The organism is Candidatus Pelagibacter sp. Uisw_137, from assembly GCF_047720245.1.
Taxonomy (GTDB): Bacteria; Pseudomonadota; Alphaproteobacteria; order Pelagibacterales; family Pelagibacteraceae; genus Pelagibacter.
The window spans coordinates 170,738-187,972 of the sequence record NZ_CP159811.1; the positions used below are offsets into that span (position 1 = coordinate 170,738).

Genomic DNA, 17,235 nt, shown 5'->3' on the forward strand with positions numbered 1-17,235 from the left:
ATGAAAAAAAAAATTGCTTTAATTTTTGGTGTTACCGGACAAGATGGTTCTTACCTTGCTAAATTATTAATTGACAAAGGTTATATTGTTCATGGCGTTAAAAGAAGGTCATCATCATTCAACACAGGAAGAATAGATCATTTGTATCAAGAGCCTCAAGTAAAAAGTAGAAATTTTATTTTACATTATGGGGATATCACAGATTCTCTATCTGTTTCAACAATGATTAAAAATATAAAACCAAATGAAATTTATAATTTAGCCGCACAATCACATGTAGCAGTTTCATTTGAAGTTCCTGAATATACAGCAAATGCAGATGCTGTCGGAGCATTAAGAATATTAGAGGCCATTAAATTTCATGGGTTTCAAAAAAAAACAAAATTTTATCAAGCTGGTACCTCTGAAATGTTTGGTAAAGTGCAACAGGTTCCGCAATCTGAAAATACACCTTTTTATCCAAGAAGCCCTTATGGTGTTGCTAAAGTGTATGCACACTGGATAACAGTAAACTATAGAGAAGCCTACAATATATTCGCATGTAATGGAATTTTATTTAATCATGAAAGCCCTGTCAGAGGTGAAACATTCGTAACAAGAAAAATAGTTGTAGCCCTGTGTAAAATTAAATTAGGATTACAGAAAAAACTATACCTAGGAAATTTAGATGCAAAACGAGATTGGGGACACGCTAAAGACTATGTAGAAGCTATGTGGAAGATGATGCAAAAGAAAAAACCTTCTGATTATGTAATTGCTACTGGGAAACAATACACCGTTAAACAATTTGTAGATTTAACTCTTAATCAGTTAGAGATAAAATATTATTGGAAAGGATCAGGAGTAAAAACAAAATGCTTTGATATGAGCGGAAGATGTATAGTTCAATGTGATAAAGAATATTTTAGACCTTTAGAGGTAGACACATTATTAGGTGATCCTACTAAAGCTCGAAAAGAACTTAAGTGGAGTCCAAAAATTAATATAAAAATGCTTGTAAAGGAAATGGTTGATTCTGAGATTTCAAATTTAGGAAATGATTAATCTAAAATCAAAGATATATATTGCTGGTCACAAGGGCTTAGTTGGAAGCGCAATTATAAGAAAACTCAAAAAAAAGGGCTATAAAAATCTAATTTTTAGATCTAAAAAACAACTCGATTTAAAAAATCAAAAAAAAGTTCTTAGTTTCTTAAAAAGAAATAAACCTGATTTTATTTTTATAGCTGCTGCAAAAGTGGGGGGAATTTATTCAAACGACAAGTATAGAGCAGAATTTATTTTTGACAATCTGTCTATTCAAATTAATTTAATTCACTCTGCGTATTTATGTGGAATAAAAGATCTAATCTTTCTTGGCTCTAGTTGTGTTTATCCTAGAAACTGTAAGCAGCCCATTAAAGAAAGCTATTTATTAACCGGAGAGCTAGAAAAAACTAATGATGCATATGCTATTGCTAAAATTGCAGGAATTAAAATGTGTGAGAGTTATAATATTCAATACAAAACAAACTATAAGTGTTTAATGCCAACAAATACATTTGGACCAAATGATCATTATAATGCTTTAAATTCACATTTTTTACCTGCATTAATTAAGAAAGTACACGATCTAAAACTAAACAATAAAAAAGAATTAACACTATGGGGAAATGGCCTAGCTAAAAGAGAAGTTATTTATGTTGATGATTTAGCTGATGCTTGTATTTTTTTTATGAAAAAGAGCTTTTCTGGAACAACACTTAATATTGGTACAGGAAAAGATTTTTCAATTAAACAATATGCAAAGAAAATATTGAATAAAATTATGCCAAAAAATAAGATTAAAATAAAATATGATTTATCAAAACCAAATGGAACGCCAAGAAAAGTTTTAGATATTAAATTAGCAAATAAATATGGCTGGAAACCCAAAACAAAATTAGATGAGGCAATAACAAAAACTTATCTAAACTTTTTAGAAAATAATAAAGTTGTATAAAAAAAAAATATATATTGTAGTTACTGGTGGAGCTGGCTTTGTTGGCTCTAACTTAATTAAATATCTATTAAAAAAAACAAACTTTGATATAATAAGTTTAGATAATTACTCTACTGGAAATAAAAAAAATCACATCAAAAGTGAAAGAATAAAATACATAAAATCACATACAAAAAATATCTCAAAAATTTTAGAATTATTTAAAAAAAATATTCATTCACTCTTTCATTTTGGTGAGTTCTCCCGAATATATCAAAGTTTTTTAAAAATGAACGATTGTATTGATTCAAATACAATTGGTTCAAATGAGGTGTTTAATTTTTGTCTTTCTAATAAAATAAAACTTATATATTCAGCAACATCAGCCACTATTGGAAATAAAGGTGTTGATAAAAATTTATCCCCATATGCATTTACTAAAGCTAAAAATTTAGAATTACTAGAAAATTTAAAAAAATGGTTTAAATTTAAATTTGAAATAATCTACTTTTATAATGTTTATGGACCAGGACAAATTAAAACAGGTTCAATGGCTACTGTAATTGGAATATTTGAAGATCAGTTTAGAAAGAGAAAACTACTAACCATAGTCAAACCAGGATCACAATCTAGAAGGTTTACCCATATCTTTGATACAGTTGATGCGTGTTATTATGCGTGGAAAGAAAACAAGTGTAGACATTACAGTATATCGAATAAAAAAAGTTACACGATCATAGAGGTTGCCAAAATGTTTAATAGTAAAATCAAGTTTCTTAAGGCTAGAGCAGGTGAGAGGTATGCCTCAGCATTAACTAGTATGAACTTGTCAAATAAAGTTTATAAAATCTTTGGAAAAACTAATCTAAAAGACTACATCTCAAATATTGTTAAAAACTCCCAAAAAAGACTGTAATTCTTTGTTTACAATATATTTATTTTAGGTATAACACACACGCCGGTGATTATTGCGAAGGGGTTATACCCGATCCCATTCCGAACTCGGAAGTCAAGCCCTTCAGCGCCAATGGTACTTTGTCTTAAGACACGGAAGAGTAGGACATTGCCGGCTATAAAAAATATTATGAAAATAAAAAGTTCTTTAAAATCATTAAAAAAAAGAGACCTTAACTCTAAGTTAGTTAGAAGAAGAGGAAGAGTTTACATAATTAATAAAACAAACCCAAAATTTAAAGCAAGACAGAAGTAGTTTTTATGGACAATCAAAACCATAAAGATACTTGGAGCAGCTTCACAAAATTTGTTCTGTGGGGAACTGTCGCTGTTATTGGTGTTTTAGTTTTAATGGCGATATTCTTGTTATAGAGTTTACTCTATGAAAATTGTTTCAATTTTAGAAAATCAAAATATTGAGAAAAGAATAGCAATAACTCCTGAAATTGCAAAAAAATATATAGCTCTTGGTTTTGAAATTTCTATAGTTGAAAAGTATGGTGAACACTTAGGATTTAAAGATAGTGACTATAAGGAATTAGGTGTTGAAATTTTAACTAATAAATCAGAAGTTTTAAATAGTGCTGATATCATTATTCAATTAGGTTTATTGTCAGATGAAAACATTCTAAACTTAAAAAAAAATCAAACTCTAGTTGGAGTGTTTAATCCTTATACAAATAAAGAAAAAATAGAAAATTTAGCTAAAAAAAATATAAATATTTTTTCTTTAGAAATGCTGCCTCGAATAACTAGAGCTCAATCAATGGATATTCTTTCTTCACAAGCTAACCTAGCAGGTTATAAAGCAGTAATCGAATCATTTGCTAACTTTGAAAAAGCAATACCCATGATGATGACAGCAGCTGGCACAATTCCAGCGGCAAAAGTATTAGTAGTAGGTGCAGGAGTTGCTGGATTACAAGCTATTGCAACTGCAAAAAGAATGGGTGCTATTGTATTTGCTACCGATGTAAGAATGGCTTCAAAGGAACAAGTTGAAAGCCTAGGTGGAAAATTTTTAACAGTTGAAGGATCTGAAAATCTTGAAACAGAGGATGGTTATGCAAAAGAAGCCTCTGAAGAATTTAAAAAAAAACAAGAAGATTTATTAGCAGAAACTTTAAAAAAAATTGATATTGTAATATGTACAGCTTTAATCCCAGGTAAAAAAGCTCCATTAATTATTAAAGGTTTTATGATTGATAATATGAATTCCGGATCTGTTATTTATGACTTAGCTGCAGTTCAGGGTGGAAATGCTGAATTCACTGAAGTCGATAAAATTGTGGTTAAAAATGGAGTAAAGATTATGGGTGAAACAAATATTCTCAATAAACTTCCTGTTTCGGCTTCAAACTTGTATTCAAGAAATGTATTTAATTTTGTGACCAACTTATATGATAAAGAAAATAAAAAAATTAATATTAATTTAGAAGACGAGATAATTAACAAAACATTAATTAAGTAAATTTATGGAAATAGACCCTTTTATATTCAGATTAAGCATATTTATTTTATCAATTTTTATTGGGTACTATGTCGTATGGAGTGTAACCCCATCTTTACACACACCACTAATGTCAGTTACTAATGCAATTTCCTCAGTAATTATTGTCGGTGCTATAATTGCAGGTTTGGCAGGAAGTGTTGACAATGTTTTTACGATCTCGAACATTCTTGGTTTTTTAGCAATATCTCTTGCTGCCATTAATATATTTGGAGGATTTTTGGTTACTCAAAGAATGCTTCAAATGTATAAAAAAAAGAAGAAAGATAAATAATTATGTCAGCAAACTTATCGGCAATACTTTATTTAGTTTCAGGGATCCTATTTATATTGGCATTAAGAGGTCTTTCATCACCAGAAACTTCAAGACAGGGTAATTTTTTTGGAATTTTGGGAATGGTGATAGCTATCACTGTTACCTTTCTGTCTGTTGGAAGTTTTTCTACTGGTCTGATTTATGTATTAATTTTTTTACTAGTAGGTGGGCTTATAGGGGCATTCATAGCTTACAAGATACCAATGACTGCTATGCCAGAATTGGTAGCAGGTTTCCATAGCCTAGTTGGGCTATCAGCAGTGTTTGTTGCAATCTCAGCTTTCTTAAATCCAGAGGCTTTTAATCTTGGATCACCTGGAGTCATTAAACTTGCAAGCTTAATTGAAATGTCAATTGGAGCTGCGGTTGGTGCAATAACATTCTCAGGCTCAATAATTGCTTTTTTAAAACTTCAAGGAATAATGTCAGGATCGCCAATTACTTTTAAGGGGCAGCATTTTCTTAATGCTTTATTGTTAATTTCAATTCTAATTTTAACTTATTTACTTTGCTCATCGCAGTCATCTAACTTTTTTTGGGTTTTAATAGGAGTTTCATTTTTAATAGGGTTTTTATTAATTATTCCAATTGGTGGAGCGGATATGCCTGTGGTTATTTCAATGCTAAATTCCTATTCTGGTTGGGCTGCTGCAGGAATTGGTTTTACTTTAGAAAATACCGCATTGATTATAACAGGTGCACTTGTTGGATCTTCTGGTGCAATCTTGTCTTATATAATGTGTAAAGGTATGAACCGTTCTTTCTTTAATGTAATTTTAGGAGGATTTGGTGCAACAGAACAGTCTGCATCAACAGGAAATAAAGAACAAAGACCAGTCAAGAGTGGTAATGCGGAAGATGCAGCCTTCTTAATGAAAAATGCATCATCTGTCATAATTGTTCCAGGTTATGGTATGGCTGTAGCTCAAGCACAGCATGCTTTAAGAGAAATGGTAGATACGTTAAAGAAAAATGATATTAAAGTAACTTATGCAATCCACCCTGTTGCAGGAAGAATGCCAGGTCATATGAATGTGTTATTGGCCGAAGCGAATGTTCCATATGATGAAGTTTTTGAACTTGAAGAGATTAATAATGATTTTGCTAATGCAGATGTTGCATTTGTAATTGGAGCAAATGATGTAACCAACCCAATTGCAAAAACAGATCCACAAAGTCCAATCTATGGAATGCCAGTACTAGATGTTGAAAAGTGTAAATCAGTATTATTTGTAAAGAGAAGTTTATCACCTGGATATGCTGGAATTGACAATGAATTGTTTTATAAAGATAACACGCTAATGTTATTTGCAGATGCAAAAAAAATGACTGAGGATATAACTAAAAACCTTTAAAAATTGATGACAACAAAAATATTTTGTGACATTGCAGAATTAGATTTAATAAAGAAGTTCAATAAGAAAAAAATAGTTAAAGGTTTTACGACCAATCCAAGCTTAATGAGAAAAGCTGGAGCAAAAGATTATAAATCCTATTCAAAGAAAATATTAAAAATTTGTAATAATAAACCTGTTTCATTGGAGGTATTTGCTGACGAATATAAAGAAATGAAAAAACAAGCTCTTCAGATTAATGCTTGGGGAAAGAATGTTTATGTAAAAGTACCAGTTTCCAATTCAAAAGGTATTTTTATGAGTAAAATTATTAAAGAGCTTAATAATTTAGATATTAAACTTAATATCACGGCAATTTATAGCGCAAAACAAACAGAAAAAATTCTAAAATTAATTAATAAAAAAACTAAAGTTATAATTTCAATATTTGCAGGTAGAGCAGGTGATACAGGCAAAGATCCAGTTCCAGAATTTAAAAAAAGTATAACTTTAGCAAAGAAATTTAAAAATGTAGAAATACTTTGGGCCAGTGTTAGGGAGCCCTATAATTATTTACAAGCAAAACAATTGGGATGTCATATCATTACCATTCCACCAGCAACTATTGAAAAAATTGAAAACTTTGGAAAAACTTTTGATCAGCTTACAAAAGAAACTGTTAAAGCATTTTTAGTTGATAGTAAAAAATCTAATTTTAAAATTTAGTTAATTTTGGTTGCGGGGGACGGATTTGAACCGCCGACCTTCAGGTTATGAGCCTGACGAGCTACCAGACTGCTCCACCCCGCGGTATATTTAAATTCTATTTTTAAGCTTATTAAGCTTTTTAACTCTTTTAATATTCTCTTGTAGAATTCTTTTTTTCTTTTCAGAAGGTTTTTCGTAAACACTTTTTAATTTCACTACTTTAAAAAACCCATCTCTTTGTAATTTTCTCTTAAGAACCCTAAGTGCTTGTTCAATATTATTATCTTTGACTTCTATTTTCATAAATATTTTTTAAGAATGTTTAAGTACCATCATATAATTTTGGTGTCTATTAAAATTATTCAATGTTCGAAACTTCTCTTGTTAGTTTGGCCTTCTCTTTTTCCTTTTTTTCCCTTTTTATTCTTCTTTCAGCTTTTTCAATAGCTTCAATTAGATCTTTTTGAAAAAACAGTCCTAACGCTACAGGATCTTTAGGATTTAAATTGTTATAATTCCAATAACTTTTATTTTTAATTGCGGTAACAGATACCTTGGTTATTCCAACTAGTTTTGCTATTTGTGAATCTTTTAGTAATGAATGATGTTTGATTAACCACAAAGCTGAATCTGGCTTATCTTGTCTTTTAGACAAAGGAATATATTTTTTAATTTTTTTATCTTCGGTTGAAATCTCAATATCAGTGTTTTTTATTTGTAATTCTTTATTTTCATCTTTTGATGCCAGTTCAATTTCCTCTCTAGTAAGTTGACCTGATATAATCGGATTATAAGCCATTATTCCTTTTGCAACTTCACCATCGGCAATACCTTGCACTTCTACCTCATGTAAATTACAGAACTTTGAAATTTGTTTGAAAGTAAGTGTTGTATTTTCTACTAACCAAACAGCTGTTGCCATTGGCATTAATGGTATGTTTGACATTTAATCTTTCTTTTCTGATCTGAAATTTTGGAATTTTTTATTGAATTTGCTTACACGACCTTTGTCCATTAATTTTTGTTTTCCACCTGTCCATGCAGCATGAGATTTTGGATCGATTTCTAATTTTAAAACTTCACCTTCTTTCCCCCAAGTTGATCTTGTTTCAAATTGAGTTCCATCAGTCATTTCCACTTTAATTGCGTGGTAGTTTGGGTGTATGTCTTTTTTCATATCGAGACTTATAGCAAAAGAATTTTATAAAACAATTAAAAGTTCTTTAGTTTTTCAAGCATTTTGTCATTAATTGCCATGCTAGAAGCTCTTATTTTGATGCTTTTATTTTGCGAGAGGTCAATTTCATTAATTAAGCCACCTGCCTCTTTTACCAATATTATACCAGCAGCTATATCCCATAAATTTAAATCATTTTGAAAATATCCATCATATCTACCGGCTGCAACGTAGGCAATATCAAGTGCTGCACTTCCAGATTTTCTCAAAGGTAAGTCGACTTCATTTTTAGTTACACCGCCTGTCGCAAACAAGCAGCTATTAAGCTCTCTTTTTTTTGATACTCTAATTCTTTGATTGTTAAAGTACGCACCACCTTCTTTTTCAGCATAAAACATTTCATCTTTTATTGGATCATAAATTAACCCCGATACTATTTCGTCACCAGATTTTAAAGCAATTGATATTGCAAAGTGAGGAACACCATGTAAAAAATTTGTAGTACCATCTATAGGATCTATTATCCATGTGTGTTCTTTATCTTTATTAGTTTCAGAACCATCTTCTTCACTAATAATAGAATAGTAGGGTCTTGCTTTTTTTAATTCTTCTATAATTATCTTCTCAGCTTTTAAATCAGCATTAGATACAAAATCAGTAGGTCCTTTGATTGAAACTTGTAGTTTTTCTATTTCTCCAAAATCTCTAATTAAAGCTCTAGATGCTTTTTCTGCAGCTTTTATCATGACATTTAGATTGGCTGATATTGATTGCATATGATTTATATTTTTTTGACATATTCCATAGTTCTAGTATCAACTATGATTTTATCTCCACTTTCAATAAATGGAGGGACTTGAATATTTACTCCATTATCTAAAGTTGCGGGCTTGTAAGAAGAGGAAACTGTTTGCCCTTTTAAAGCAACATCAGTTGTATCAATTGTGCACGTTACTTGATTGGGCAGTTCAACTATTAAAGGTTTTTCATTATAAAAACTTATACTGACTTCTAAGTTTTCTGTTAACATTTTACCTTTTTCTCCAATTGTTTCTTTTTTAATATTTATTTGCTCGTAAGTTTTAGGGTCCATAAAATAAAAATCAGTTTCATCACCATAAAGATAATTAAACTTTGTCTCATCTAATGAAGCTTTTTCAACAGACTCACTTGATCTAAATCTTTCATTTAATTTTGTATTTTTATTCACACTTTTCATCTCAACTTGAGCAAAAGCACCACCCTTGCCAGGTTTTACATGTTGTGTTTTTAAGACTTGCCAAAGATCATTTTTATATTCAATTAACATCCCAACTCTAATTTCACTTGCGTATAATTTCATTTTAATTTCTTAATAGCTTCTAATGGTTTATATTTTTTATTATTCCAAATGTAGCCTGAAATAGCTAAAAAGTTAGCTTTATTCAATAAAAGCTTTTTATAATTGCTAAGCTTTATGCCACCAATAGCAACAATTGGTATGGAAGTTATTTTTTTAATAGATTTTAATACAGTTAAACTAGCTCTATATTTAACTATCTTGGTTTTGGTTTCATAAAATGCACCAAAAGCCAAATAATCAGCACCAGCTTCAATAGCTCTCTTTGCTAAATTAATAGAATTATGACAGGTCACACCAATAATTTTATTCTTTAATATTTTTCTAGCTTTTATTAAGTCCATATCTTTTTGACCTAAATGACAACCGTCTGCATTCAGTTTTTTAGCAAGAAGGGGATCGTCGTTGATTAAAAATTTAACTTTGTATTTATTGCAAATTTTCTTAATTTTTTTTCCAATAATTAGTTTGTTTAAATTTGTTTCTTTTTTAAGCCTTAGTTGAAAAAAACTTATTTTTTTGGAACTTAAAACAAGAGCTAAATCATTGTAAAAATTTATATCAGTTATTTTATTTGGAGAAATTAGATAAATAAATTTTTTATTTGTTTTATTTTGTTTCAAGTTCTTTTGACCATTTGCCTTGAGCTGCAAGTGTGCACATATTTGCTCTGTGGTTAAAGATTTTTTGAGTGCCGCTAGTATTATTAGTATCTTTTGACCAAAATTTAAGTGCACTTTGCTGTAAGGCTCTACCGTATGAATAGGTCATAATAAAATTTGTATCATTATATTTGTTAATTAGGTTTAAATTTTCTGCAGCTTCCACCTCTGTTTGTCCTCCAGATAAAAAAGCAATTCCAGGCACTTCAGTTGGCACACTTTCTTTTAGGCATTTTAAAGTAAGTTTTGCAACCTCTTCACTTGATATTTTTTTATCAGAAGCAGTTCCTGCTAAAATCATATTAGGTTTTAAAATTATTCCACCTAAGTCTATTTTATTAATCATTAATTCTTCAAAGCATTTTTTAATAACTTCAGAGGTTTTATTAAAACAAGTTTCAGCAGAATGATTTCCATCCATTAGAACCTCAGGTTCTACAATTGGAACCATTCCACATTCTTGAACTAAAGCCGAATATCTTGCCAGTGCATGAGCATTGGAGTGCATTGATAGTTTGCTTGGATATTTATCTGAAATGTTAAAAACACCTCTCCATTTTGTAAATCTTGCTCCAAGTTTATAATAGTTCTTTAGTCTTTCTCTTAAGCCATCTAGACCTTCTGTAATTTTTTCCTCATTAGATCCTGCCAGAATTTTTGCACCTGTATCAACTTTAATTCCTGGAATTGCTCCAGATTTAGAAATTAGTTCTGGAATAGTTTGGTTTGAGCTAGACGTTTGGTTAATGGTTTCATCATATAAAATAACACCACCAATAAAATCTTTCATCCTACTTGCGGAAAAAAGAGTTTCTCTAAATAGAAGTCTATTTTTTGGGCTAGAGGGTACATTAACTGAGTCTAATCTTTTGGTCATAGTTCCATTGCTTTCGTCAGCAGCAAGGATTCCTTTACCATTAGACAGTATTTTTAAGGCAATTTTATTAAGTTCTGACATGTTAATTAAGAGCCTTTATACCAGGAAGTTCTTTTCCTTCAAGATATTCTAAAAAAGCCCCACCCGCAGTTGAAACAAAATTAAAATTGCTAGTTGCTCCAATACTATTTAAGAGAGAAACGGTATCACCACCACCTGCAACTGAGTAAATTGTATTATTCTTATTTTTTTCAATAATCTTTTGTGCTATTTCAACACTTCCTTTGGCAAAATTAGGATTTTCAAAATAACCAGCGGGCCCATTCCACAAGATAGTATTACTTTCTTCAATTAATAAATTAATAGCCTTAATTGTTTTAGGGCCAATATCTAAAATTAATTCATCTTTAGAAATATTATTTAGTTCTTTTATTTCAGCTGATCCATCTAAGTTTTTCCCTACGGCAACATCCTCAGGGTAAATTATCTTACAGTTTTCTTTTTCAGATAAAGAAAATATTTCTTCAATAATTTGGTCACAATTATCTTCTTGAATAGATTTTCCAATTTCATACTCTTTATATTTGAGTATATTATTGGCCATTCCACCAACTATTATAATATTATCAAATTTAGCAATTAAATTTTTAATTATATTAATTTTAGAAGATATTTTAGAACCACCTATGATACATGTTATGGGTCTTTTAATTTCAGACGTAATTTTAGTTAGTGCATCAATTTCAAAATTTAATTGAAGGCCAGCGTATGAAGGGATAAATTTGGTGACTTCAAAAATTGAGGCATGAGCCCTATGTGAACATGAGAAAGCATCATTGACATAAATATCAGCTAGACTTGCTAAATGTTTTGCAAAACTCTTATCATTTTTTTCTTCTTCTTCATAAAATCTAAGATTTTCAAGTATTACAATTTTTTCATCCTGCTCATTAAATAAATCGGTAGATTTAATTTCTTTTATATTTTTTGAAACTAGTCTTATATTTTTGTTTAGTTTATTTTTTAGATCTTCACAAATTGGCTTAAGAGAGAGTTCATTTACAACTTTGCCATTGGGTCTACCAACATGAGATAGTATTATAATTTTTGCTTCATTTTTTAATAAAAAATTAATAGTAGGTAAAATTTTATCTATTCGAGTGGTGTCAGTAATTTTCCCATTATCTAATGGAACATTTAAATCCAACCTAAGTAATACTTTTTTTTGATTGAGATTAGTCTCGTCTTGAATATTTCTCATTAAGAGATTTGATGAAGATGTTCTGCTATGTCACACATCCTATTTGAAAAGCCCCATTCGTTATCATACCATGCTGAAATTTTTCCCATATTTTTACCAACCACATTAGTTAAAGACAAATCAACAATTGCTGAAGCTGAATTATGATTGAAATCAATTGAAACTAATTTTTCTAACGTAACTTCTAAAACGTTTTTTGACTGTTCTTTAGAGGCGATAGTAAATGCCTCATTAATTGTTTCTTTGCTCATCTCTTTTTTTGTACAAAAAACTAGCTCTATAAGGGAAACATTAGGAGTCGGCACTCTCATTGCAATGCCTTCAAGCTTTCCTTTTAATGCAGGTATAATTTCACCAATTGCTTTTGAAGCACCCGTAGAAGTTGGTACAATAGATTGACTGGCAGATCTTGCTCTTCTAGGATCTTTATGGGAATTGTCTAAAATTCTTTGGTCACTAGTGAAAGCATGAATAGTTGTCATAAACCCTTTTTCAATTTCGAAAGTTTCATTTAAAACATTAGCAACTGGTGCAAGACAGTTAGTTGTACAAGAGGCTGCAGAAATAATTTGATCATCTTTTGTCAAAATATTTTCATTTACTCCATAGACAATAGTCTTGTCTGCATTTTTGCATGGAGCAGAAACTATAACTTTTTTAGCCCCATTTTTTATATGAGCTAATAATTTTTCTTTTGAGTTAAATTTTCCAGTACATTCAAAAACATAATCAACACCAAACTTTTTCCAATTGATATCTTCAATATTAGACTCTTGTGAAAATGTTATTTTATTATTATTAATAATTAAATGTTTTTCATCATAATTTAAATCTGCATTAAATTTACCATGAATAGAATCGTATTTAATTAAAGAACAACTGGCTTCAGAATTTGATCGGTTATTGATGTGTTTGATTTCTATGTTTTTGTTTTGACTCTCAATGATAGCTCTAATTACCATTCTACCAATTCTTCCCATTCCATTTATGCCAACTTTTATTGTCATACTTAACTCTTTATTAGTTTCTTAGTTTTTTGTGAAATATTTCGAACTGTTAATCCGAAATATTTATAAATTTCTTTGTATGGTGCACTTTTACCAAATGTATCTATTCCAAAAGCTAGACCCTCAGTTCCAATATATCTTTTCCAACAATCTGTTGAAGCAGCTTCAATAGATATTTTAAATTTAGCTTCATTAAGAATTTTTGTCTTATATGATTTTGACTGTAAATCAAAAATATCTTGGCATGGTACTGACACAACTTTAGAATATATCTTATCTTTGGCTAATTTATGGCTAGTTTCAATTGCTAAATTAACCTCAGAACCACTAGCAAATATTGTTAAATTAATTTTTTTATTAGTTCTTAAAACCTCGTAAGCACCCAAAGAACATTTGTTTGTATTTGAATATTTTTTTCTAATAGGTTCAAGATTTTGTCTAGTTAAAGATAACACACTTGGTGTTTTCGAGTTCTTTAATGCTAATTCCCAACATTCGATAGTTTCCATTCTGTCTGCTGGTCTAAAAACATTTAAATTAGGAATAGATCTTAATCCAGACAGTTGTTCTATGGGCTGGTGTGTTGGTCCATCTTCCCCTAAGCCAATAGAGTCGTGGGTCATCACATAAATAACACGTTGTTGCATCAAAGCAGATAAACGAATGGAAGGTTTACAATAATCAGAAAATATTAAAAAAGTTCCCCCGTAAGGAATAAATTTACTATGAAGTGCTAGTCCATTCATTATTCCAGACATAGCATGTTCTCTAACTCCATAGTGAATATAATTACCATTAAAATTACTAGAATTAATAGCATTATGATGTTTTGTCTTGGTGTTATTAGATCCCGCTAAGTCAGCTGAACCACCAATTAATGTATTATTTTCTTTTGTAAGGGCATTAAGGGTTAACTCAGAAGCTTTTCTTGAGGCTAGACTTATGTTTTCTTTAAGAGAATTTTGCTTTTCATTTTTTAAAGCTTTAGAGAAATTATTTTTAAAGACTTTATCTACTAAATTTTTTTTTCTTTTATAAATTTTATTCCATGCAGAATCTAGTTTTACACCTTTGCTACCAATTTTTCTCCACTCATTTAAAGTATTTTTAGGAATCTTAAAAGGTTTATATTCCCAATCTAAACTCTTTCTAACTAATTCGATTTCATCTAAGCCAATTGGACTACCGTGCGAAGAGGCTTTGCCAGATTTATTAGGTGAGCCATACCCAATTTTTGTTTTACATGAAATAACAGTTGGTCTTTTTGCATTTTGAACTTTTTTTAATGCAGCAAAAATTTCTTTTTCATTATGACCATTAATTAGAATGTAATCCCAACCATAACTTTCAAATCTCTTTTTAAAATTATCTGAAACTGTCAAACTAGTTGGTCCATCAATTGATATTGAGTTATTGTCAAAGAGCATAACTAGATTCTTTAACTTTAAGTGTCCTGCTAAACTCATTGCTTCATGGCTAATACCTTCCATTAAACATCCGTCTCCAGCTAAAACATAAGTTTTATGATTTATTATTTCTTTACCTAGTTTTTTTTTTAAAATTTCTTCTGCAATGGCAAACCCAACTGAATTAGCAACTCCTTGCCCAAGGGGACCCGTCGTCGTTTCAATACCAGTACCAGGGTGATATTCAGGGTGACCCGCACAAATTGATTTTAATTGTCTAAAATTTTTAATATCATTCAAGGAAATACTTTTGTACCCAGTTAAATGTAATAAAGAGTAAAGAAGCATAGATCCATGACCAGCAGATAAAACAAATCTATCTCTATTTAGCCAGTTAGGATTTTTTGGATTAAATCTAAGAAAATCTTTAAATAAAACTGTTGCTACGTCAGCCATACCCATTGGCATCCCAGGGTGGCCCGAATTTGCTTTTTGCACAGCATCTATCGATAAAAACCTTATTGCGTTTGATAAATCTTTATGTAATTTGTTCAAAAATATCCTATCTAGACTTAGAAGACTCAATTTAATAATATAAATATATATATATGAAAACAGACAGTGAAAAAGAAAAAAAGCTTAGTTTTGCACTTAATAGATTGAAGAGTTTAAATTTACAAAACCCAACGTTAAAGTTTAATTTAGAAAACTTAAACATTCAAAAAAATCAATTAGAAATTGAAAAAAAACAAATAGAAGAAAAATATCGAAATTTAGAAAGTGAATACAAAGCTCTTAATCAAAAATTAGAAGATATTAATAAGCAAAAAATAGACGAACAAAAAAAAGAAACAGAATTTTCAGAAAAAATAGATGAATTAAATCAAGAAACAGATACTTTATTAGAAGAAATAGATAAATGGCAAATGTAAATATTAAATTTAATGGCAAAGATTTTCTTCTATCTTGTGATGATGGACAAGAAGAGCATTTAGAAGAATTGTTAACTTATATTAATGAAAAATTTAATAATTTAAAGAATGACCTAGGAAACATAGGGGAAAATAAACTTCTATTGATCACTTCAGTTCAAATAATGGATGAATATTTTGAAACTAAAAAAAAAATAGAACAAAAAAAAACTGAGTTACAGAATTTATCAAATAAATTTAGAGAATTAAAATCATTAGTTTATGATTACAGGGATAAAAAAGAAGAAGAAATGAAGGAATTACAACAAGACCACGAAGATTTTAAAATAGAAATAGAAAAAAATAAAGAAGATTATGAAAAAATAATCGAAGCAGCTACAGATGAAATTGAAAATTTTGTTGAAAAAGCAAATTTAGAAAATCCAGTTCAGTAGATTTGTGTTAAAGTCTAAATTAAGAAAGAAAATTCTTAAAGTTAGGCAAAAATTTAATACAAAAAATATTCAGCTAAACTTTAACCAAATCATTAAAATTCTTAAAAAAGAAAAGATAACCAATAAGATTATAGGTGGATACTATCCAGTAAACTTTGAGATAGATGACTTGGCACTATTAAGAAAATTTAAAAAGAATAAATTTAATATTTCTTTGCCCGTAATTAAGAAAAATTTTCAAATGGATTTTTATTCATGGTCATTCTCTGAACCATTAAAAATAAATAAATATGGGATACCTGAACCAGAAAACAAAAATATAGTTTACCCTGATGTTTTGTTAATTCCTTTACTAGCATTTGATAAAAATTTGAACAGACTTGGATATGGTGGTGGATATTACGATAGATTAATAGAAAAATTATCAAAAAAAAAAAATATCATAAAGATAGGTTTAGCTTTTTCAGTCCAAGAAATTGATAAAGTGCCAATTAATATGTATGATCAAAAATTAGATTATATTGTAACAAATAAACTTATTATAAAATGAAAATACTTTTCTTGGGTGATGTAGTTGGCATTTCAGGGCGCTCGATGGTTTTAAATAATTTACTATCAAAAATTAAAGATGAAAAAATTGACTTTGTAGTTGTTAATGGTGAGAATGCAGCTGACTCAGGCGTTGGTCTTACAGAGGAAATATGTAAAGATTTTTTCAATTGTGGAGTAGATGTTATTACAACGGGCAATCATGTGTGGGATCAGAAAGAAACAATGTCTCATATTGAAAAAGAAAATCGACTTCTTAGACCTAAAAATTTATTTGAACCATCTCCAGGAAAAGGGTTTGGAATATTTACTGCAAAAAATGAGATGAGAGTAGGTGTACTTAATTTGATGGGAAATGTTTTTATGAAGAAATGTGAAGATGTATTTGAAGCAGCTGAAAAATTTATGAAAAAATATAAGCTTAAAGAAGATTATGATTTTCTATTAGTCGATTTTCATGGAGAAATAACAAGTGAAAAGGCAGCTATGGGTCATTTTTTTGATGGAAAAGCGACATTGGTTGTTGGAACTCACACACATATTCCAACAAATGATACGAGAGTATTAAAAGGTGGTACTGCTTATCAAACAGATGCAGGAATGTGTGGCGACTACGACTCAGTTATTGGAATGAATAAAGATAATTCAATTAATAGGTTTTTAAAAAAAAAGTCTACAAAGCACTTTCCATCAATTGGTGAAGCTAGTTTGTGTGGTGTGATTGTTGAATGTGATATAGAAACAGGATTAGCTAAAAATGTAGAAAATTTTATATATGGAGGAGAATTAAAAAATTCTCAATAATTATT

23 protein-coding genes, 1 tRNA gene and 1 rRNA gene are annotated in these 17,235 nt (G+C 29.7%); 14 read left to right on the top strand and 11 right to left on the bottom strand.

All coding sequences use genetic code 11. From position 1 onward, the window contains the following. From gmd to ABXT61_RS00925, 10 genes are all read left to right on the top strand, one after another. Positions 1 to 1,044, top strand: a complete 1,044-nt coding sequence (gene gmd / locus ABXT61_RS00880) for a GDP-mannose 4,6-dehydratase (protein WP_415315445.1) — start codon at positions 1 to 3, stop codon at positions 1,042 to 1,044. Beyond that, a complete protein-coding gene (locus ABXT61_RS00885) occupies positions 1,037 to 1,981 on the top strand; it encodes a GDP-L-fucose synthase family protein (protein ID WP_415315446.1) in 945 nt (314 codons plus the stop codon). The genes gmd and ABXT61_RS00885 overlap by 8 nt, the downstream gene beginning before the upstream one ends. Continuing rightward, the gene (locus ABXT61_RS00890) at positions 1,974 to 2,876 is read left to right on the top strand and encodes an NAD-dependent epimerase/dehydratase family protein (RefSeq protein WP_415315447.1); all 903 of its coding nucleotides are present in this window, start codon (positions 1,974 to 1,976) and stop codon (positions 2,874 to 2,876) included. Before ABXT61_RS00885 ends, ABXT61_RS00890 begins: the two co-directional genes overlap by 8 nt. Positions 2,877 to 2,917: 41 nt before the next feature. After that, positions 2,918 to 3,032: ribosomal RNA gene (gene rrf, locus ABXT61_RS00895) — 5S ribosomal RNA — on the top strand. A 12-nt stretch (positions 3,033 to 3,044) separates the two neighbouring features. Further along, entirely contained in the window at positions 3,045 to 3,170 is a 126-nt protein-coding gene (ykgO, locus tag ABXT61_RS00900) for a type B 50S ribosomal protein L36 (protein ID WP_006997331.1), read from the top strand. A 5-nt stretch (positions 3,171 to 3,175) separates the two neighbouring features. Further along, the gene (locus ABXT61_RS00905) at positions 3,176 to 3,286 is read left to right on the top strand and encodes an aa3-type cytochrome c oxidase subunit IV (protein WP_415315448.1); all 111 of its coding nucleotides are present in this window, start codon (positions 3,176 to 3,178) and stop codon (positions 3,284 to 3,286) included. A gap of 10 nt (positions 3,287 to 3,296) precedes the next feature. Beyond that, positions 3,297 to 4,385 carry a Re/Si-specific NAD(P)(+) transhydrogenase subunit alpha gene (locus ABXT61_RS00910; RefSeq protein WP_415315449.1) on the top strand — a complete coding sequence of 363 codons (1,089 nt, stop codon included), beginning with the start codon at positions 3,297 to 3,299 and terminating at the stop codon, positions 4,383 to 4,385. Positions 4,386 to 4,389: 4 nt separating this feature from the next. Next, positions 4,390 to 4,698: a proton-translocating transhydrogenase family protein gene (locus tag ABXT61_RS00915; protein ID WP_271480134.1), complete on the top strand. Its 309-nt coding sequence runs from the start codon at positions 4,390 to 4,392 to the stop codon at positions 4,696 to 4,698. Between the two features lie 2 nt (positions 4,699 to 4,700). Then, entirely contained in the window at positions 4,701 to 6,095 is a 1,395-nt protein-coding gene (locus ABXT61_RS00920; protein ID WP_415315450.1) for an NAD(P)(+) transhydrogenase (Re/Si-specific) subunit beta, read from the top strand. 6 nt (positions 6,096 to 6,101) lie between these two features. Next, the gene (locus ABXT61_RS00925; protein WP_415315451.1) at positions 6,102 to 6,800 is read left to right on the top strand and encodes a transaldolase family protein; all 699 of its coding nucleotides are present in this window, start codon (positions 6,102 to 6,104) and stop codon (positions 6,798 to 6,800) included. 7 nt (positions 6,801 to 6,807) lie between these two features. On the opposite strand, the gene ABXT61_RS00930 is transcribed toward ABXT61_RS00925, so the two are convergent. The 11 genes from ABXT61_RS00930 to tkt form a co-directional block, all read right to left on the bottom strand. Beyond that, positions 6,808 to 6,884 (bottom strand) — tRNA-Met (locus tag ABXT61_RS00930). A 6-nt stretch (positions 6,885 to 6,890) separates the two neighbouring features. Beyond that, entirely contained in the window at positions 6,891 to 7,085 is a 195-nt protein-coding gene (rpsU, locus tag ABXT61_RS00935; RefSeq protein ID WP_006997326.1) for a 30S ribosomal protein S21, read from the bottom strand. A gap of 55 nt (positions 7,086 to 7,140) precedes the next feature. Beyond that, entirely contained in the window at positions 7,141 to 7,728 is a 588-nt protein-coding gene (locus ABXT61_RS00940; RefSeq protein ID WP_415315452.1) for a cell cycle transcriptional regulator TrcR, read from the bottom strand. Then, positions 7,729 to 7,959 carry a 50S ribosomal protein L31 gene (gene rpmE / locus ABXT61_RS00945; RefSeq protein ID WP_168606666.1) on the bottom strand — a complete coding sequence of 77 codons (231 nt, stop codon included), beginning with the start codon at positions 7,957 to 7,959 and terminating at the stop codon, positions 7,729 to 7,731. It abuts the gene before it with no gap. A 35-nt stretch (positions 7,960 to 7,994) separates the two neighbouring features. Further along, complete coding sequence (locus ABXT61_RS00950) at positions 7,995 to 8,735, bottom strand: inositol monophosphatase family protein (RefSeq protein WP_415315453.1); 741 nt, start codon at positions 8,733 to 8,735, stop codon at positions 7,995 to 7,997. Between the two features lie 5 nt (positions 8,736 to 8,740). Beyond that, on the bottom strand, positions 8,741 to 9,301 hold the full coding sequence (efp, locus tag ABXT61_RS00955) for an elongation factor P (RefSeq protein WP_415315454.1): 561 nt from the start codon (positions 9,299 to 9,301) through the stop codon (positions 8,741 to 8,743). Continuing rightward, positions 9,298 to 9,921 carry a thiamine phosphate synthase gene (gene thiE, locus ABXT61_RS00960; RefSeq protein WP_415315455.1) on the bottom strand — a complete coding sequence of 208 codons (624 nt, stop codon included), beginning with the start codon at positions 9,919 to 9,921 and terminating at the stop codon, positions 9,298 to 9,300. Before thiE ends, efp begins: the two co-directional genes overlap by 4 nt. Further along, entirely contained in the window at positions 9,908 to 10,918 is a 1,011-nt protein-coding gene (locus ABXT61_RS00965; protein WP_415315456.1) for a class I fructose-bisphosphate aldolase, read from the bottom strand. The genes thiE and ABXT61_RS00965 overlap by 14 nt, the downstream gene beginning before the upstream one ends. A gap of 1 nt (position 10,919) precedes the next feature. After that, positions 10,920 to 12,098 (bottom strand): phosphoglycerate kinase, encoded by a 1,179-nt coding sequence (locus ABXT61_RS00970; protein WP_415315457.1) that lies wholly within the window; start codon positions 12,096 to 12,098, stop codon positions 10,920 to 10,922. Continuing rightward, positions 12,098 to 13,105 carry a type I glyceraldehyde-3-phosphate dehydrogenase gene (gene gap / locus ABXT61_RS00975; RefSeq protein WP_415315458.1) on the bottom strand — a complete coding sequence of 336 codons (1,008 nt, stop codon included), beginning with the start codon at positions 13,103 to 13,105 and terminating at the stop codon, positions 12,098 to 12,100. Before gap ends, ABXT61_RS00970 begins: the two co-directional genes overlap by 1 nt. A gap of 2 nt (positions 13,106 to 13,107) precedes the next feature. Further along, on the bottom strand, positions 13,108 to 15,066 hold the full coding sequence (gene tkt / locus ABXT61_RS00980; RefSeq protein WP_415315459.1) for a transketolase: 1,959 nt from the start codon (positions 15,064 to 15,066) through the stop codon (positions 13,108 to 13,110). Between the two features lie 53 nt (positions 15,067 to 15,119). Between tkt and ABXT61_RS00985 the strand changes: the two genes are divergently transcribed. From ABXT61_RS00985 to ABXT61_RS01000, 4 genes are read left to right on the top strand one after another with little or no spacing between them, the layout of a single operon-like run. After that, positions 15,120 to 15,443 (top strand): 5-formyltetrahydrofolate cyclo-ligase, encoded by a 324-nt coding sequence (locus ABXT61_RS00985; RefSeq protein WP_415315460.1) that lies wholly within the window; start codon positions 15,120 to 15,122, stop codon positions 15,441 to 15,443. Then, positions 15,431 to 15,877 carry a cell division protein ZapA gene (locus ABXT61_RS00990; RefSeq protein WP_415315461.1) on the top strand — a complete coding sequence of 149 codons (447 nt, stop codon included), beginning with the start codon at positions 15,431 to 15,433 and terminating at the stop codon, positions 15,875 to 15,877. Before ABXT61_RS00985 ends, ABXT61_RS00990 begins: the two co-directional genes overlap by 13 nt. Before the next feature lie 4 nt (positions 15,878 to 15,881). Continuing rightward, the gene (locus tag ABXT61_RS00995; RefSeq protein ID WP_415315462.1) at positions 15,882 to 16,427 is read left to right on the top strand and encodes a 5-formyltetrahydrofolate cyclo-ligase; all 546 of its coding nucleotides are present in this window, start codon (positions 15,882 to 15,884) and stop codon (positions 16,425 to 16,427) included. Then, entirely contained in the window at positions 16,424 to 17,230 is an 807-nt protein-coding gene (locus ABXT61_RS01000; protein ID WP_415315463.1) for a TIGR00282 family metallophosphoesterase, read from the top strand. Before ABXT61_RS00995 ends, ABXT61_RS01000 begins: the two co-directional genes overlap by 4 nt. Positions 17,231 to 17,235: the final 5 nt, after the last annotated feature.

Coding starts and splice junctions, on each gene's coding strand:
- gmd (WP_415315445.1), top strand. CDS start 1: ATGAAAAAAAAAATTGCTTTAATTTTTGGTGTTACCGGACAAGATGGT.
- ABXT61_RS00885 (WP_415315446.1), top strand. CDS start 1,037: ATGATTAATCTAAAATCAAAGATATATATTGCTGGTCACAAGGGCTTA.
- ykgO (WP_006997331.1), top strand. CDS start 3,045: ATGAAAATAAAAAGTTCTTTAAAATCATTAAAAAAAAGAGACCTTAAC.
- ABXT61_RS00905 (WP_415315448.1), top strand. CDS start 3,176: ATGGACAATCAAAACCATAAAGATACTTGGAGCAGCTTCACAAAATTT.
- ABXT61_RS00910 (WP_415315449.1), top strand. CDS start 3,297: ATGAAAATTGTTTCAATTTTAGAAAATCAAAATATTGAGAAAAGAATA.
- ABXT61_RS00915 (WP_271480134.1), top strand. CDS start 4,390: ATGGAAATAGACCCTTTTATATTCAGATTAAGCATATTTATTTTATCA.
- ABXT61_RS00920 (WP_415315450.1), top strand. CDS start 4,701: ATGTCAGCAAACTTATCGGCAATACTTTATTTAGTTTCAGGGATCCTA.
- ABXT61_RS00925 (WP_415315451.1), top strand. CDS start 6,102: ATGACAACAAAAATATTTTGTGACATTGCAGAATTAGATTTAATAAAG.
- rpsU (WP_006997326.1), bottom strand. CDS start 7,085: ATGAAAATAGAAGTCAAAGATAATAATATTGAACAAGCACTTAGGGTT.
- ABXT61_RS00940 (WP_415315452.1), bottom strand. CDS start 7,728: ATGTCAAACATACCATTAATGCCAATGGCAACAGCTGTTTGGTTAGTA.
- rpmE (WP_168606666.1), bottom strand. CDS start 7,959: ATGAAAAAAGACATACACCCAAACTACCACGCAATTAAAGTGGAAATG.
- ABXT61_RS00950 (WP_415315453.1), bottom strand. CDS start 8,735: ATGCAATCAATATCAGCCAATCTAAATGTCATGATAAAAGCTGCAGAA.
- efp (WP_415315454.1), bottom strand. CDS start 9,301: ATGAAATTATACGCAAGTGAAATTAGAGTTGGGATGTTAATTGAATAT.
- ABXT61_RS00965 (WP_415315456.1), bottom strand. CDS start 10,918: ATGTCAGAACTTAATAAAATTGCCTTAAAAATACTGTCTAATGGTAAA.
- ABXT61_RS00970 (WP_415315457.1), bottom strand. CDS start 12,098: ATGAGAAATATTCAAGACGAGACTAATCTCAATCAAAAAAAAGTATTA.
- gap (WP_415315458.1), bottom strand. CDS start 13,105: ATGACAATAAAAGTTGGCATAAATGGAATGGGAAGAATTGGTAGAATG.
- ABXT61_RS00985 (WP_415315460.1), top strand. CDS start 15,120: ATGAAAACAGACAGTGAAAAAGAAAAAAAGCTTAGTTTTGCACTTAAT.
- ABXT61_RS00990 (WP_415315461.1), top strand. CDS start 15,431: ATGGCAAATGTAAATATTAAATTTAATGGCAAAGATTTTCTTCTATCT.
- ABXT61_RS01000 (WP_415315463.1), top strand. CDS start 16,424: ATGAAAATACTTTTCTTGGGTGATGTAGTTGGCATTTCAGGGCGCTCG.